The organism is Myroides sp. LJL116, from assembly GCF_054871685.1.
The window spans coordinates 69,830-85,026 of record NZ_JBTXLR010000011.1; the positions used below are offsets into that span (position 1 = coordinate 69,830).

Sequence of the window (15,197 nt, forward strand, 5' to 3'; positions counted from 1 at the left end):
ATAGCAACATTAGAGTATTTGACTATTTTTGTAGGTGCATTAAAATCAATCTACCTGACTTAAACGCATATAAAGGATGAAAAAAACAAATTATTGGATAGGCAGTGTTTTTCTAATAGCGATGGCTTTTTTACAGTCCTGTACTACTCCTAATGCAACCCAGCAAAGCCAAGATGCTTTAGCAAGGGTAGGGGATAAATATTTACCCAAAGAATCCTTGGAGGTTTTTGGGCAAAATTTACAAGGTTCCAAAGATAGTATAGTGGTGGTTAATCGTTTTATTGAAAAATGGGCTACCAAAGAGTTATTATCTAATGTAGCGGAGTTTAACCTATCTCCTGTGGAACAGGAGCAAATACATATTTTGGTAGATAACTATGCTAAGGATCTAAAGATTAAAGCCTATTTGGAAAATATGGTACAAAGTAAAATCGATACCCTTGTTGTAGAGAGCGATTTAGAGCGCTATTACAAAGAATTCGAAAAGACTTTGACAGTAGAGGATATGTTAGTGCAATTGGCCTATGTGAACGTTTTAAAGGATAATGCAAATTATGCCAGTATTAAAAAGAAGTTCAATAGTTCAAAAACAAATGAGTTTGCCTCTTTGTCAGAGCAAACCCTTCAGATGAAATCCTATGGATTAAATGACTCGGTATGGGTAGATGTAAACTACTTATACCAAAAATTACCTTTTCTAAATCCTCAGAATAAAAGTGGTTACTTAAAAAATAATACAATTTTTGAGGTAGATGACCAAAATAGTACTTATTTTGTCAAGGTAAAAGAAGTGAAAAATAAAGGAGAGCAAATTCCTTATGATTATATAAAGAATTCTTTGCGTTTACTGGTTTTAAATCAGCGCAAGGTTTCTTTGTTAAAGCAAATACAAGAAGATATTTTAAATGATGCAAAAAACAATAAAAAGTATGAAGTTTTTTAAAGCCACCACGTGGATAGTTTGTGCAATGGCCTTGTCTTTTATTGGCCTATCACATGGTCAAAATGCCCCTCAAGGCAAAAGAAAGATTGATGGAGTTGTTGGTGTAGTTGGTAAGTATATTATTTTAGATTCAGAAATAGATAAAACTTTACTAGAGTTAAAAGCTCAAAATGCCCCAGTAGATTACCTTTCTCGTTGTGAGATTTTTGAGCGTCTTTTAGAAGATAAATTATTTGCTCACCAAGCTGTTCAAGATAGTTTAGATGTGCCAGATAGTGAAGTTACTTCTTTTATGTCCGAGCAAATTAACCGTATGATTGAAGGAGTTGGTTCCATGGATAAGATTTTAGCTTTTTATAATAAGTCAAGTGAAGAGGAATTCCGTTCTTATTTCTTTGATATTGTAAAGCAAAATAAGTTAACTGAAAATATGCAACAGCATATTGTGAAAAAAGTAACCATTACTCCAGAGGAAGTAAGACAGTTCTTTTTAAGCATTCCAGAGGATAAAGTTCCTATGGTAGGGGATGAGGTAGAGATTGCTCAAATTGTTATAAAACCAGAGGTAAGTAAAGAACAAAAGCAAAAGGTAATCGACCGTCTTAATGAAATGAGAGACGATGTATTAAACAATGGAGCTAGTTTCTTTAGTAAAGCGGTACTATTTAGCGAGGATCCAGGTTCTTCCTCTAATGGTGGGTTTTATTCTATTACTAAAAAAGACCCTTTCGCAAAAGAGTTTAAAGAGGTTGCTTTTAGTTTAGCTGAAGGAGAAATTTCTGCACCTTTTGAAACAGAATTCGGTTATCATATTATCTATTTAGAAAAGATTAGAGGACAACATTTAGATGTTCGCCATGTATTAATTGCACCTGTAGCTACAGATCAAGCCTTAGAAGAGGCTAAACAAAAGCTAGCTGGTATTCGCGAAAAGATAGTTAACAAAGAAATTACCTTTGAGGAAGCAGCTGCATCTTCTTCGGATGATAAAGATACCCGTTTAAACGGAGGTATAATGAAAGAGCCAATGACAATGGAAACTCGTTTTGAGTTAAACAATATGGAGGATCGTGAATTATACCAATTAGTAGCTGGTTTAAACCAAGGAGAGGTATCTCCTGTAACAATGAGTTTTGATCCAAGAATGAATCAAAAATCTTTCAAAATTGTAACTGTGAATAAAAAGTATGCTGAGCATAAAGTAGACTTTGTAAACGATTATACTAAGGTTCGCACCATGGCTTTAAACAAAAAACAAGCCGAGGAAGTACAAAAATGGGTAGCTAAGACCTTAAAAGATGTACATATCAATATTCAAGGTGAATTTAGAGATTGCGAATTCCGTAATAATTGGATGAAAAAATAAGAATATTATAATCCATATAATCAAAAATGACATTTTAGTAATTATCTAAAATGTCATTTTTTTATTAAAACAAGTCTAAAATTTACAAAATGTTATTTTAAGCATTAAATTTTAAATGAAATCAAAAAAACGGACTCGAAACATTAAACACATTGAATTTTTATCATCAAAATAGAATCTTTATAAATAATAATTCTCTGATTTGTAGCTTTAAGTAAAAATTTTTGAATATGAATTACTTTGATTAAATTTGCGTTGATTAAAAATAGGGAATCCTAAGGCTGCCTTGTTTTTACCCTGTGTTTACCTAGTTTGTGATAGGGATAATTACTCTTTGTTTAGGCAGAGAAAATTACCTTGAAGCTTTCTTTTTTTAACATAGTTTGGTAAAGGGAAAGTTTGGCATTTGAGGATTTGCTAAAAAGTAGAATGTATAATTTTTAAGAGGTTGATTGGCAATAAAAGGTTCGGATCTTTAAACACCAGTTAGCTTCTTGTATTCAAAAGATAATAATTATGAGCCTTTATAAGGATTACATCAACGAAATTGAAGAAAGAAAAAAAACAGGATTAAATCCTAAGCCAATTGACACCGCTGAGTTATTAAGCGAGATTATTGAGCAAATTAGAGATATCAATCACGCAGATCGTGCGGAATCTTTACGTTTATTTATCTATAATGTTTTACCAGGTACTACAAGTGCTGCTGGAGTAAAAGCTAGCTTTTTAAAAGAAATCATTTTAGGTCAAGTAAAAGTAGAGGAAATTACTCCTGACTTTGCATTTGAGTTATTATCTCATATGAAAGGTGGACCTTCTATCAAGGTTTTATTAGACCTTGCATTAGGAAATGACCTTGCTATTGCAGAGCAGGCAGCTAAAGTACTTAAAACACAAGTATTCTTATACGATGCAGATACAGACCGTTTAAAAGAAGCTTTTGAAAAAGGAAATGTAATTGCTAAAGATATTATTGAGAGCTATGCTAAAGCAGAATTCTTTACAGAATTACCAGAGGTAGCAGAAAAAATCCAAGTAGTTACTTTTATCGCTGGAGAAGGGGATATTTCTACCGATTTATTATCTCCAGGTAACCAAGCTCACTCTCGTTCGGATCGTGAATTACACGGACAGTGTATGATTACTCCTGAGGCGCAAAAACAAATTAGAGCTCTACAGGCTTTACATCCAGATAAAAGTGTAATGTTAATTGCAGAGAAAGGAACAATGGGTGTTGGTTCTTCTAGAATGTCAGGAGTGAATAACGTAGCTCTTTGGACAGGAAAACAAGCTAGCCCTTATGTACCATTTGTAAACATTGCTCCAATTGTTGGAGGAACAAACGGAATCTCTCCTATTTTCTTAACAACAGTAGATGTTACTGGTGGTATTGGTTTAGACCTTAAAAACTGGGTAAAGAAAACAGACGCTAATGGAGAAGTACTTAGAAACGAGAAAGACGAGCCTATTTTAGAGCAAGTTTACTCTGTAGAAACAGGTACTGTTTTAACTATTGATACAAAAACAAAAAAATTATATAACCAAGATACGGAGTTAATCGATATCTCTAAGGCTTTAACTCCTCAGAAAATGGAGTTTATCAAAGCAGGAGGATCTTACGCTATTGTATTTGGTAAGAAATTACAAACATTCGCTGCAAAATTATTAGGAATTACTCCACCACTTGTTTACGCTCCATCGAAAGAGATTTCTGTAGAAGGACAAGGATTAACTGCTGTGGAAAAAATCTTCAATAAAAATGCTGTTGGAGTTACTCCAGGTAAAGTATTACACGCTGGATCGGATGTTAGAGTAGAGGTTAATATTGTAGGATCTCAAGATACTACAGGATTAATGACAGCTCAAGAATTAGAAGCTATGGCTGCAACGGTAATTTCACCAATTGTAGACGGTGCTTACCAATCAGGATGTCACACTGCATCGGTTTGGGATAAAAAAGCTCAAGCAAATATTCCTAAGTTAATGCGCTTTATGAATGACTTCGGTTTAATTACTGCTCGTGACCCTAAAGGAGAATACCACTCAATGACTGACGTTATTCACAAAGTATTAAACGATATTACTGTGGATGAATGGGCTATTATCATTGGAGGTGACTCTCACACTAGAATGAGTAAAGGAGTTGCTTTTGGAGCCGATTCAGGTACAGTAGCTTTAGCTTTAGCAACAGGAGAGGCTTCTATGCCAATTCCAGAGTCTGTAAAAGTTACTTTCAAAGGAAGCATGAAAGAGCACATGGATTTCCGTGATGTGGTACATGCTACACAATCTCAGATGTTACAACAATTTGGTGGAGAGAACGTTTTCCAAGGTAGAATCATCGAGGTACATATTGGAACTTTATTAGCTGACCAAGCCTTTACATTTACTGACTGGACTGCAGAAATGAAAGCAAAAGCTTCTATCTGTATTTCTCAAGATGATACTTTAGTGGAATCTTTAGAAATTGCTAAAGGTCGTATCCAAATCATGATTGATAAAGGAATGGATAATGATAAAGCAGTATTAAAAGGTTTAATCAATAAAGCAAACAAGCGTATTGAAGAAATTAAATCAGGTGATAAACCAGCTTTAATGCCAGATGAAAATGCTAAATATTATGCTGAGGTAGTAATTGACTTAGACATCATTGATGAGCCAATGATTGCTGACCCAGATGTAAATAACGAAGACGTATCTAAGCGTTACACACACGATACTATTAGAGAGCTTTCTTTCTACGAAGGAGATAAAAAAGTAGACTTAGGATTTGTTGGATCTTGTATGGTACACAAAGACGATTTAAAAATTGTTTCTCAAATGCTTAAGAATATTGAGGCTCAAAAAGGAACAGTTACTTTTAATGCACCTTTAGTGGTTGCAGCTCCAACTTACAATATTATTGATGAGTTAAAAGCAGAGGGAGACTGGGAGTTTTTACAAAAATACTCTGGTTTTGAGTTCAGCGATCTTTTACCTAAAACAAATACTCGTACAGAATATGAAAATATTATGTACTTAGAGCGCCCTGGTTGTAACCTTTGTATGGGTAACCAAGAGAAGGCTGCTAAAGGAGATACTGTAATGGCTACTTCTACTCGTTTATTCCAAGGACGTGTAGTGGAGGATTCAGAACGCAAAAAAGGAGAATCTTTACTTGCTTCTACTCCAGTGGTAGTTTTATCTGCTATTTTAGGTAGAATTCCAAATGTACAAGAGTACAAAGATGCAGTGAAAGGAATCAATTTAACTAAATTTACTCCAATCTCTACTACAAAATAATAGACTTTTTCTTTGAGATAAAGTACTTATATAATTTAAAAGGCTGTCCAGAATTGGGCAGCCTTTTTTGTTTTGTATAGGGGATTTTTTAAATACTTCTAAGAGGATTTAGGGGATTGTTTACGCTTTAATAAAGGGAAAGACTTTTGAATTGATTAAAGGGCGTAAAGGGTGTTTATTTACTTTATAGAAGGTGTTTTTGCTTTTGATAGGAGATTCAAATAGTAAAAGGCAAATAAAATAGGAAGGTGTTTTTCAATACAAATGGAGTCAAATATGTTTTTTAAATATATTAGTTCTAAATAAAGGGCTAACACTTGATTTTAAGGACTTAATGTCGGTATTACAGTAGAATATTTGCTAACTTGTATACCATTACCCAAAACATTAAAAAACTTTTTATTATGGCTTTTGATATTGAAATGATTAAGAAAGTGTATGACAAGATGCCGGATCGAGTGGCTAAGGCTCGTGAGCTTGTAGGGCGTCCGTTAACCCTTTCAGAGAAAATTTTATACACTCACCTTTGGGATGGGACTCCATCCAAGGCTTTTGTTAGAGGTAAGGATTATGTGGACTTTGCACCAGATCGTGTTGCTTGTCAAGATGCCACTGCGCAAATGGCACTTTTGCAGTTTATGCATGCTGGAAAGCAAAGTGTAGCTGTTCCTACTACGGTACATTGTGATCACCTTATTCAAGCTAAAGTTGGCGCTGCTACGGATTTAAAAGTGGCAGAAAAGCAATCTTCTGAGGTTTTTGACTTTTTATCTTCTGTGTCTAATAAATACGGCATTGGGTTTTGGAAACCAGGTGCTGGAATTATCCATCAAATCGTTTTAGAAAATTACGCTTTTCCAGGAGGCTTGATGATTGGAACGGATTCTCATACGGTTAATGCAGGAGGTTTAGGAATGCTTGCCATTGGTGTTGGAGGAGCTGATGCTGTGGATGTAATGTCAGGAATGGCATGGGAGCTAAAGTTCCCTAAATTAATTGGAGTTAAGTTAACTGGTAAATTAAACGGATGGACTTCTCCTAAAGATGTAATATTAAAAGTAGCAGATATTCTAACGGTTAAAGGTGGAACAGGTGCTATTGTAGAATACTTTGGAGAAGGTGCTAAATCAATGAGTTGTACTGGAAAGGGAACCATTTGTAATATGGGTGCCGAGATTGGTGCAACAACTTCGACTTTTGGCTACGACGACTCTATGCGCCGTTATTTAAGCGCAACAGATAGACAAGACGTAGTGGATGCTGCAGATAAGGTAGCTGAGCACTTAACAGGTGATAAGGAAGTATATGATAATCCAGGGGAGTATTTTGACCAATTAATTGAAATAAACTTATCAGAATTAGAACCTTATATCAACGGGCCATTTACACCAGATAGAGGTACTCCTGTATCTAAGATGAAACAAGAGGCTGTAGCAAATGGTTGGCCATTAAGAGTAGAGTGGGGATTAATTGGATCTTGTACTAACTCTTCTTATGAAGATATGAGTAGAGCTGCCTCTATTGTTAAACAAGCAGTTAAGCATGGTATTACTCCAAAGGCAGAATTTGGAATTAACCCTGGATCAGAGCAAATTCGCTATACCATAGAAAGAGATGGTATTATCGATATTTTTGAAAAAATGGGTACTAAGGTATTTACCAATGCTTGTGGGCCTTGTATTGGACAGTGGGATAGAGCAGGAGCAGATAAAGAAGAGAAAAACACCATTGTACACTCTTTTAACCGTAACTTCTCTAAAAGAGCCGATGGTAATCCTAATACACACGCTTTTGTTACCTCTCCAGAAATGGTAGCTGCTTTAGCTATTTCAGGAGACTTAACCTTCAACCCTATAACGGATACTTTGTTAAATGACAAAGGAGAAGAGGTTAAATTAGAAGCTCCTTTTGGAGATGAATTACCAACAAAAGGATTTGATGTAGAAGACCCAGGATACCAAGCTCCGGCTAAGGACGGTTCTAAAGTGGAGGTAGTGGTTTCGGATACTTCTTCTCGTCTGCAGTTATTAGAGCCTTTCGCTCCTTGGGATGGTAAGAATATCCAAGGTGCAAAATTGCTAATTAAAGCATTTGGTAAATGTACAACAGACCATATTTCTATGGCTGGACCATGGCTACGTTACCGTGGGCATTTAGATAATATCTCCAATAATATGTTAATTGGAGCGGAGAATGCTTTTAACCATAAAACCAATTCAGTTAAAAACCAACTTACCAAAGAATATGGTACAGTTCCAGCAACTCAAAGAGAGTACAAGGCTGCAGGAATTCCTACTATTGTTGTAGGAGATCAAAACTACGGGGAGGGTTCTTCTCGTGAGCATGCTGCTATGGAGCCTCGTCACTTAGGAGTTAGAGCTGTACTGGTAAAATCCTTTGCACGTATACACGAGACGAACCTTAAAAAACAAGGGATGTTAGCCTTAACTTTTGTAAATGAAGCAGATTATGATAAAATCCAAGAGGACGATACAATCAACTTCTTAGACTTAACAGAGTTTGCTCCAGGGAAAACTTTAAAGATAGAGTTTGTTCATAGTGATGGTAGCAAAGATATAATAGAAGCAAATCATACCTATAACCAAAGCCAGATAGAATGGTTTAAGGCTGGTTCAGCCCTAAATTTGATTGCTGCTGGTAATTAAGTAGGTGTTATATTGTATAACCTATAAGGAAGGATTCAGCTTTTAGCTGAATCCTTTTTTTGACTAAAATTTTTAAAGTGCTTTAAATAAAACTTAGGCAGTATTAATGTTTTTACTTAAGGTATGGCTTTAGATTATGTGTTATATTTGTGGGTATATACAAATGAGCCTATCCAAGGTTTAGGGGGATTTTCTTTTAAAAAGTTGTAAAAAAGGAAAATCCTTTGTTTTAATTAAAAAGTAAACACTTAATGGTATAATGTGTTTTTAATTTATAGAACTCTCGGAGTATATTAAGAATAGAGTAGAATCCAATGATTATTTAAAAGTTATAATGCAAGAAAAAAGTAAGAAAAAAAAGATTATAGGTAATATAATATGGGTGGTGGTTATTTTACTGCTTTTATTTACTCCTGTTGGTACTTCATTTAAAGTATGGATTAACCGTCTGATTGCCATGAGTCCTTCTTTAGAACATAAAGAAGATTATCAAAGTCTTCAGTATGGACAATGGAAAATTTATGATCAGAATGGGGAGGAGTTCAATTTAGATCAATTGCAAAATAAAGTAGTGATTATTAATTTTTGGGCTACTTGGTGCCCTCCTTGTTTAGCAGAAAAACCAAGCTTCCAAGCCTTATATGATGATTATAAAGATAAAGTGGTCTTTTTGTTTTTAACTGATGAAGATCCAGAGGTTGTAGCAAAATTCCAAAGTAAACATCAGTATGATCTACCTGTTTACTATACAGCTAATGCTGCTCCACCTGCAGTGCTTTATTCACAAACTCTTCCTGCTTCTTTTGTTATTGATAAAAAAAGTAATGTTGTAGTAAAGAAATTTAGAGCAGCCGATTGGAATAGTGCTAAATTCAGGGTAGCTTTAGATTCGCTTATTCAGCAGTAATTCTTTGGAGCTTTAACCCCAAAGTACTTGGTTTATTTCCTGTGGAATATCCCATGTGAAATAGTCTTTGCTTTAATGTAGAAATATAGCATATCACATAAAAGGTTAAGTGTAACCTTTAAAAAAAAAGCCCCAAACATTGTTTGGGGCTTTTTGTATTGTATTACTCTTTAAAAGAGTAGTATCTACTAGTAGTAAGTAAAACGTCTAACTTGAGAAACGTATTTAGCTAAGCGGATAACTTGGTGGCTATATCCATATTCGTTATCGTACCAAACGTATAATACAACGCTTTTTCCATCTGCAGAAACAATAGTAGCTTTACTATCGTAGATAGATGGAGCAGAAGTACCAACAATATCAGAAGAAACAAGTTCGTTGTTGATAGAGTATTTGATTTGCTCTACTAAATCACCTTGTAAAGCAGCATTGTGCATTACTTTGTTTAATTCTTCTAAAGAAGTAGCTTTTTCTACATCTAAATTTAAAACTACTAATGAACCATTTGGAACTGGAACACGAATAGCATTAGAAGTTAATTTACCTGCTAATTCTGGTAAAGCTTTAGCAACTGCACTACCTGCACCAGTTTCAGTGATAACCATGTTTAATGCAGCAGCTCTACCACGACGGTATTTCTTATGCATGTTATCTACTAAGTTTTGGTCATTTGTGTAAGCATGGATTGTTTCTAAGTGTCCTTTAACAACACCGAAGTTATCTTCCATTACTTTTAATATTGGTGTAATAGCATTTGTTGTACAAGATGCTGCTGACCAAATATTTACAGTTTCTGGATCGTACTCTGCATGGTTAACTCCATGTACGATGTTAGGAATACCTTTTCCAGGAGCAGTAAGTAATACTTTGCTAGCACCTTTTGAAGATAAATGACGAGCTAATTCTTCTTCTGTTTTGAATACACCTGTATTATCGATAACTAAAGCGTTGTCAATATCATATTTAGTATAGTCAATATCCTCTGGAGAGTTAGCAGAAATCATGTGAACAGTATGTCCGTTGATAATTAATGCTTTGTTTTCTGGGTCTGCAACTACAGATCCTTCGAAGTCACCGTGAACAGAGTCATATTTTAATAAAGAAGCACGTTTTTCAAGTAAAGTAGCATCGTCTTTATCACGAGTTACAATAGCACGTAAACGCATTTGTTGTCCTTTACCAATTTTGTTCATTAACTCACGAGCTAATAAACGTCCAATACGACCAAAACCGTAAAGAACTACATCTTTAGGAACGATTTGCTCTGTATCTTTAGCACCTTTTAATTTATTAACAACAAAAGATAATGCATTACCATCATTGTTTTCTTCTAATTGATACTCATAAGTTAATTTACCGATATCAATTCTAGATGGTGGTAAATCAGCTTGTTGGATTGCTTTAGCAATTTCAACTGTATCAAAAATATTAATTGGTTTACTTACGAATTTAGCTGCATATTCGTGAAGGTTAATGATATCATTAACGCTACGGTCAATTAATTGATTACGGAACATTAATAACTCGATAGATTTATCATACCATAAATCGCTAGCGATTTTGATAAATTCTACACATGCCTTTCTACGGTCTGCTTGAAAAGCTAATTCCTTTTCGTATAAACTTGTATTTTTCATGGATTAGATTGTGTTGTATAAATTATTGCAAAAGTCTATATTATAAATGAATTAATCAAGTGTAAAAGTTAAAAATAGCTTTTTTCAAAGAAGCATTTCTTTTTAAAAACATTTATAACAATAAGCTAAGATATTGTCCTTTTTTAGATATTATATGTAGTTTAACCTTTTGCTTGTTAGATAATTGCTCAAGTAAACTTTTGGCTTGTTGCCAAGAGTCTATGCTTATATCATTTATAGACAGCAAGATACTACCTTGGAGTTGATTTTTATAGGCTGCATATTCCGCATTATTAACCTCTTTTATTTTTATTCCATAGTTCAAACCAAGTTGTTGCTTTTCACTTGGAGTTAAGTCCTCGAATTCAAAGCCTTTATAGGTGGTAGTCTCTAAGGGTTGTTTAATTAAGGTAAGATTAGTTTGGTGTTGTTTATTATCTCTTATATAGGTGATTAAGACAGTATCCTGTGGACTTTTATGGCTTAATATATTCTTTATTTCTATGAAAGTAGTGATTTTTTTGTTGTCGATATGGGTGATAATGTCTCCAACTCTTAAGCCTTGGTTTTGGGCATTGGAATTTGGATCAATAGAGGCGATATAAAACCCTTGGGTTGTTTGTACATCTAGTTCTTTGGCTAAGTATTGGTTTAGTTCTTGCCCGCTTATGCCTAAAATAGCTTGCTGCACATTGCCAAATTGCATTAGATCTTGTACTATTTTTTTGGTTAGGTTGGAAGGTACAGCAAAACCATATCCTACATAAGATCCTGTATTGGAGGAGATAAGGGTGTTTATTCCGATTAATTCACCTTTGTTATTTACTAAGGCTCCCCCGCTATTACCTGGGTTGATTACTGCATCGGTTTGTATAAAGCTTTGAATACCACTTTGGGAAAGGTTACGCGCTTTAGCCGAGATAATACCAGCGGTTACTGTTGAGGTTAAATTAAAAGGATTACCAACAGCTAGTACCCATTGGGCTAATTCTATTTTGTCGGAGTCTCCAAAGATCAAATAGGATAATTCACTACTTGGTTCAATTTTCAATAAAGCAATATCACTTTGTTTATCTGTTCCTATTAACACCGCCTTATATTGGGTATTGTCATTTAAAGTAATTTCAATTTCAGAGGCGTTGTTAATCACGTGATTATTAGTTACAATATATCCGTCAGGGCTTATAATTACACCTGAACCCATTCCAATTTGGGCCTTTGGTTTACTATTTTGATTTGTTCCATAAAAGTAATCTATAATACTCGATGGACCAGCCTTGGTATAACTAACATTTTTAACGTGAACTACGGCCGTTACTGTACTTTGAGCCACGTGAGTAAAATCACTAGGGGTAGTAAAATTAGGGAGTTCCATTTTAGTTTGACTCTCTAAAGTAGGGGTAGAGACACCAGTGTAGATTTGAGGTTGGAAAAAATAGGTGTAACCTAAAAGGGTTAAAGCACCACTTAAAATAGAAATAAGTAATAGGGAAAAGAAATTTCGCATAAATAGATCTGTTTTTTAAAGTATTAGAGTAAAAATATTAAAGAATTTATCAAGATGTGCTACCTTTAACCCAAGGTTAACAAGCAAAAATTGTTCACCTGCGAAAAAAGGTAGATTTTAGTAGTATAAAGTAATTAAAAATATGTTGGAATTTTATAAATACCAAGCCACGGGTAATGACTTTATTTTAATTGACAATAGAGACAATACCTTTGATAAAAACAATAAAGAATTAATCGCTCATTTATGCGATAGACGTTTTGGTATAGGAGCAGACGGACTTATTTTAATTCAAAACGATATCCTTACTCACAGTGATTTTGAAATGATTTACATCAATTGTGATGGCAATCCAAGTAGTATGTGTGGCAATGGTGCAAGGGCAGCAGTAGCCTTTGCAAGAGATTTAGATATAATTTCCGATAGTTGTAACTTTCAAGCCAATGATGGGGGGCATAATGCCACTATTGAGGGAAATCTTGTAAAGGTGCAAATGAAAGACGTATCTCAAGTAGAAATTTATCCAAAATATAGTTTTGTAGATACAGGTAGTCCACATCATGTTGCTATAGTGAGAAACTTAGATCATTTTAGTGTATATTCCAAAGGCCAGGGAATAAGCCAAGGTGAGTTATATAAGCCCCATGGAAGTAATGTAAACTTTGTAGAACAAGAGGGGCCTAATCGCTTTAATATTCGTACCTATGAAAGAGGCGTGGAGGATGAAACCCTTTCTTGTGGAACAGGTGCCACAGCGGTGGCATTGGCTATGTATGCTTTAAAAAAGGCGGACGCCACCTGTATTGATATAAGCGTATTAGGAGGGGATTTACAAATAGAGTTTAAGCACAATAATGGGGAGTTTACCCAAATATTTTTAAAAGGCCCTGCTGAATTTGTATTCAAAGGGGAGGTTAAAGTTAATTAATACCATGTTTATACAAGGACAAACAATCTTTTTGAGAGCTTTAGAGCCGGAAGACTTAGAATTTATCTACCAAGTGGAAAACGATAAAAACCTATGGGAGGTAAGTGGAACACAAACTCCTTATAGCCGATTTTTAATTAAGCAATACTTAGAGAACGCTCATATGGATATTTATACAGCAAAACAGCTTCGCCTTGTTATTTGTTGTACTAAAACCCATAAAACCCTAGGACTTATTGATCTTTTTGATTATTGTCCATTAAACCAAAGAGCTGGAGTAGGTATTGTTATCCAACATGAAAAAGACAAGCAAAAGGGATATGGAAGCATGGCTTTACAAATGGTTATGGATTACGCAAAAGAAGATTTATATTTGCATCAATTATACGCCAATATTTCCACGGACAATGAAGCTAGTTTAGCTCTTTTTGAAAAAAAGGGCTTTTCATTAGTAGGAGTAAAAAAGCAGTGGACTAGATCAAAGGACGTATTTAAAGACGAAGCATTATATCAATTAATATTTTAAACAAACAATGAAGATTAAAAACATTGTCGTTCTCTTATCGGTAGTAGGAGTATTTGGACTTTTAGGTTATTTATACTTTTGGTACCAAAAGGCTTTCTCTCCAAATTTACAGGGATGGGACGAGGAGCAGTACGTTTACGTGAAGGATTCGGATAATTTTCACGACGTTTTAAACGTTATTTCTCCTTATTTACAAGATAAAGAAGGATTTTTAGAAATTGCAGAACAAAGACAATACCCTTATAATGTTAGTGGGGGTAGATTTAAGCTTAGAAATGGTATGAATAGTTATGATATCATTGAGGCTTTGAGAGTTAATTTACCTGTTCGCTTAACCTTTAATAACCAAGAGCGCATTGAGAATTTGGCTCAGCGTATCTCTAGCCAAATCCAGGCAGATTCTCTGGAAGTTCTACAAGCTTTTTACAGTCCTAAATTCTTGGAGGATAATGGCTTTACTCAGCAAAATGTTTTAGCGGCTTTTCTACCAGATACCTATGAGGTATATTGGAATGTGAATCCTACTAAACTAAGAAATAAATTACATGGTGATTATCTGCGTTACTGGAATAAGGAAAGAAGAGCTAAGGCGGATTCCTTAGGGCTTACACCTGTAGAGGTAGCTATTTTGGCTTCTATTGTTCAAAAGGAAACAGTAAAAGTAGATGAAAGACCTAAAGTTGCTGGGGCTTATTTAAATCGCCTTAAAATAGGAATGCCACTTCAGGCCGATCCTACTTTAGTATATAGTTATAAATTAGAAAACCAGGATTGGGATACCAAAATATTCCGTGTTTTAAACAAGCACAAGGAAATTGTATCTCCTTATAACACTTATTTAAATAGTGGTTTACCTCCAGGGCCTATCACTATGCCAGATAAAAGCTCTTTAGAGGCAGTATTAAATCCAGAGCAGCACGATTATATCTACTTTTGTGCAAGTGTAGATAGAATGGGATACCATGAGTTTGCAAAGACTTTGGCTGGGCACAATGCCAATAGTGCAAAATACCACCGTTATTTAAACCAACAAGGCATTCGATAAGCATTATTTTACAATAATATATAAGAGTCCTTTTTCTTTATTTTAAAGAGAAAGGACTTTTTTTATTCTAGCAAAGTTGTAAAGTATATAAGTAAGTGGAACTGACAAAGTAGTAGGCAGGATCTTTTTTAAGTAGTTAGGATAGCCCAAGTGCAAGCAGCTTTACTTAGAATAATTCCAAGGTAATAGGTTGTGGTGTTAATTGGCTTTTTTAAACTTTAAAGCAAAGGCATTTACAAGACAATATTGGATTTAAATGGGTGTATTAGTTTTTTAATAGATCTACGCCTGTGTATGTGTTTTATGAAAAAGAGGTTTTACTTCAAGTAATTAGACCGGCTATTAATCCTTGAAAATGGTCTTTTTAACAAGAGGATTCTACTGTGTTTT

The 15,197-nt window shown here is 34.6% G+C and carries 10 protein-coding genes; 8 read left to right on the forward strand and 2 right to left on the reverse strand.

What is annotated here, in order from left to right; translation table 11 throughout:
* Positions 1-76: 76 nt before the first annotated feature.
* The 5 genes from ACYSNM_RS09700 (at position 77) to ACYSNM_RS09720 (ending at position 9,164) form a co-directional block, all read left to right on the forward strand.
* Positions 77-943: a hypothetical protein gene (locus ACYSNM_RS09700; RefSeq protein ID WP_461756710.1), complete on the forward strand. Its 867-nt coding sequence runs from the start codon at positions 77-79 to the stop codon at positions 941-943.
* Positions 930-2,309 (forward strand): peptidylprolyl isomerase, encoded by a 1,380-nt coding sequence (locus ACYSNM_RS09705; protein WP_461756711.1) that lies wholly within the window; start codon positions 930-932, stop codon positions 2,307-2,309. Before ACYSNM_RS09700 ends, ACYSNM_RS09705 begins: the two co-directional genes overlap by 14 nt.
* Positions 2,310-2,825: 516 nt before the next feature.
* The gene (locus tag ACYSNM_RS09710) at positions 2,826-5,591 is read left to right on the forward strand and encodes a bifunctional aconitate hydratase 2/2-methylisocitrate dehydratase (protein WP_461756712.1); all 2,766 of its coding nucleotides are present in this window, start codon (positions 2,826-2,828) and stop codon (positions 5,589-5,591) included.
* 404 nt (positions 5,592-5,995) lie between these two features.
* Positions 5,996-8,257, forward strand: coding sequence for an aconitate hydratase (locus tag ACYSNM_RS09715; RefSeq protein ID WP_461756713.1), 2,262 nt, complete (start codon positions 5,996-5,998; stop codon positions 8,255-8,257).
* Between the two features lie 334 nt (positions 8,258-8,591).
* A complete protein-coding gene (locus ACYSNM_RS09720) occupies positions 8,592-9,164 on the forward strand; it encodes a TlpA family protein disulfide reductase (RefSeq protein WP_461756714.1) in 573 nt (190 codons plus the stop codon).
* Between the two features lie 188 nt (positions 9,165-9,352).
* Here the strand turns inward: ACYSNM_RS09720 and ACYSNM_RS09725 are convergent, their stop codons facing one another.
* The gene (locus tag ACYSNM_RS09725; protein ID WP_461756715.1) at positions 9,353-10,801 is read right to left on the reverse strand and encodes a glyceraldehyde-3-phosphate dehydrogenase; all 1,449 of its coding nucleotides are present in this window, start codon (positions 10,799-10,801) and stop codon (positions 9,353-9,355) included.
* A 112-nt stretch (positions 10,802-10,913) separates the two neighbouring features.
* Entirely contained in the window at positions 10,914-12,308 is a 1,395-nt protein-coding gene (locus ACYSNM_RS09730) for a trypsin-like peptidase domain-containing protein (protein WP_461756716.1), read from the reverse strand.
* A gap of 142 nt (positions 12,309-12,450) precedes the next feature.
* On the opposite strand from ACYSNM_RS09730, the gene dapF reads away from it, so the two are divergent.
* From dapF to mltG, 3 genes are read left to right on the forward strand one after another with little or no spacing between them, the layout of a single operon-like run.
* Positions 12,451-13,236 (forward strand): diaminopimelate epimerase, encoded by a 786-nt coding sequence (gene dapF / locus ACYSNM_RS09735; RefSeq protein ID WP_461756717.1) that lies wholly within the window; start codon positions 12,451-12,453, stop codon positions 13,234-13,236.
* Positions 13,237-13,240: 4 nt separating this feature from the next.
* Positions 13,241-13,762 (forward strand): GNAT family N-acetyltransferase, encoded by a 522-nt coding sequence (locus ACYSNM_RS09740; RefSeq protein ID WP_461756718.1) that lies wholly within the window; start codon positions 13,241-13,243, stop codon positions 13,760-13,762.
* A 7-nt stretch (positions 13,763-13,769) separates the two neighbouring features.
* Positions 13,770-14,807: an endolytic transglycosylase MltG gene (gene mltG / locus ACYSNM_RS09745; protein WP_461756719.1), complete on the forward strand. Its 1,038-nt coding sequence runs from the start codon at positions 13,770-13,772 to the stop codon at positions 14,805-14,807.
* Positions 14,808-15,197 lie beyond the last annotated feature (390 nt).

Bases quoted from the DNA above. Each gene is read 5' to 3' on its own strand.
- ACYSNM_RS09705 (WP_461756711.1), top strand. From the start codon at position 930: ATGAAGTTTTTTAAAGCCACCACGTGGATAGTTTGTGCAATGGCCTTG.
- ACYSNM_RS09740 (WP_461756718.1), top strand. From the start codon at position 13,241: ATGTTTATACAAGGACAAACAATCTTTTTGAGAGCTTTAGAGCCGGAA.
- ACYSNM_RS09700 (WP_461756710.1), top strand. From the start codon at position 77: ATGAAAAAAACAAATTATTGGATAGGCAGTGTTTTTCTAATAGCGATG.
- ACYSNM_RS09720 (WP_461756714.1), top strand. From the start codon at position 8,592: ATGCAAGAAAAAAGTAAGAAAAAAAAGATTATAGGTAATATAATATGG.
- ACYSNM_RS09730 (WP_461756716.1), bottom strand. From the start codon at position 12,308: ATGCGAAATTTCTTTTCCCTATTACTTATTTCTATTTTAAGTGGTGCT.
- ACYSNM_RS09725 (WP_461756715.1), bottom strand. From the start codon at position 10,801: ATGAAAAATACAAGTTTATACGAAAAGGAATTAGCTTTTCAAGCAGAC.
- dapF (WP_461756717.1), top strand. From the start codon at position 12,451: ATGTTGGAATTTTATAAATACCAAGCCACGGGTAATGACTTTATTTTA.
- ACYSNM_RS09715 (WP_461756713.1), top strand. From the start codon at position 5,996: ATGGCTTTTGATATTGAAATGATTAAGAAAGTGTATGACAAGATGCCG.
- mltG (WP_461756719.1), top strand. From the start codon at position 13,770: ATGAAGATTAAAAACATTGTCGTTCTCTTATCGGTAGTAGGAGTATTT.
- ACYSNM_RS09710 (WP_461756712.1), top strand. From the start codon at position 2,826: ATGAGCCTTTATAAGGATTACATCAACGAAATTGAAGAAAGAAAAAAA.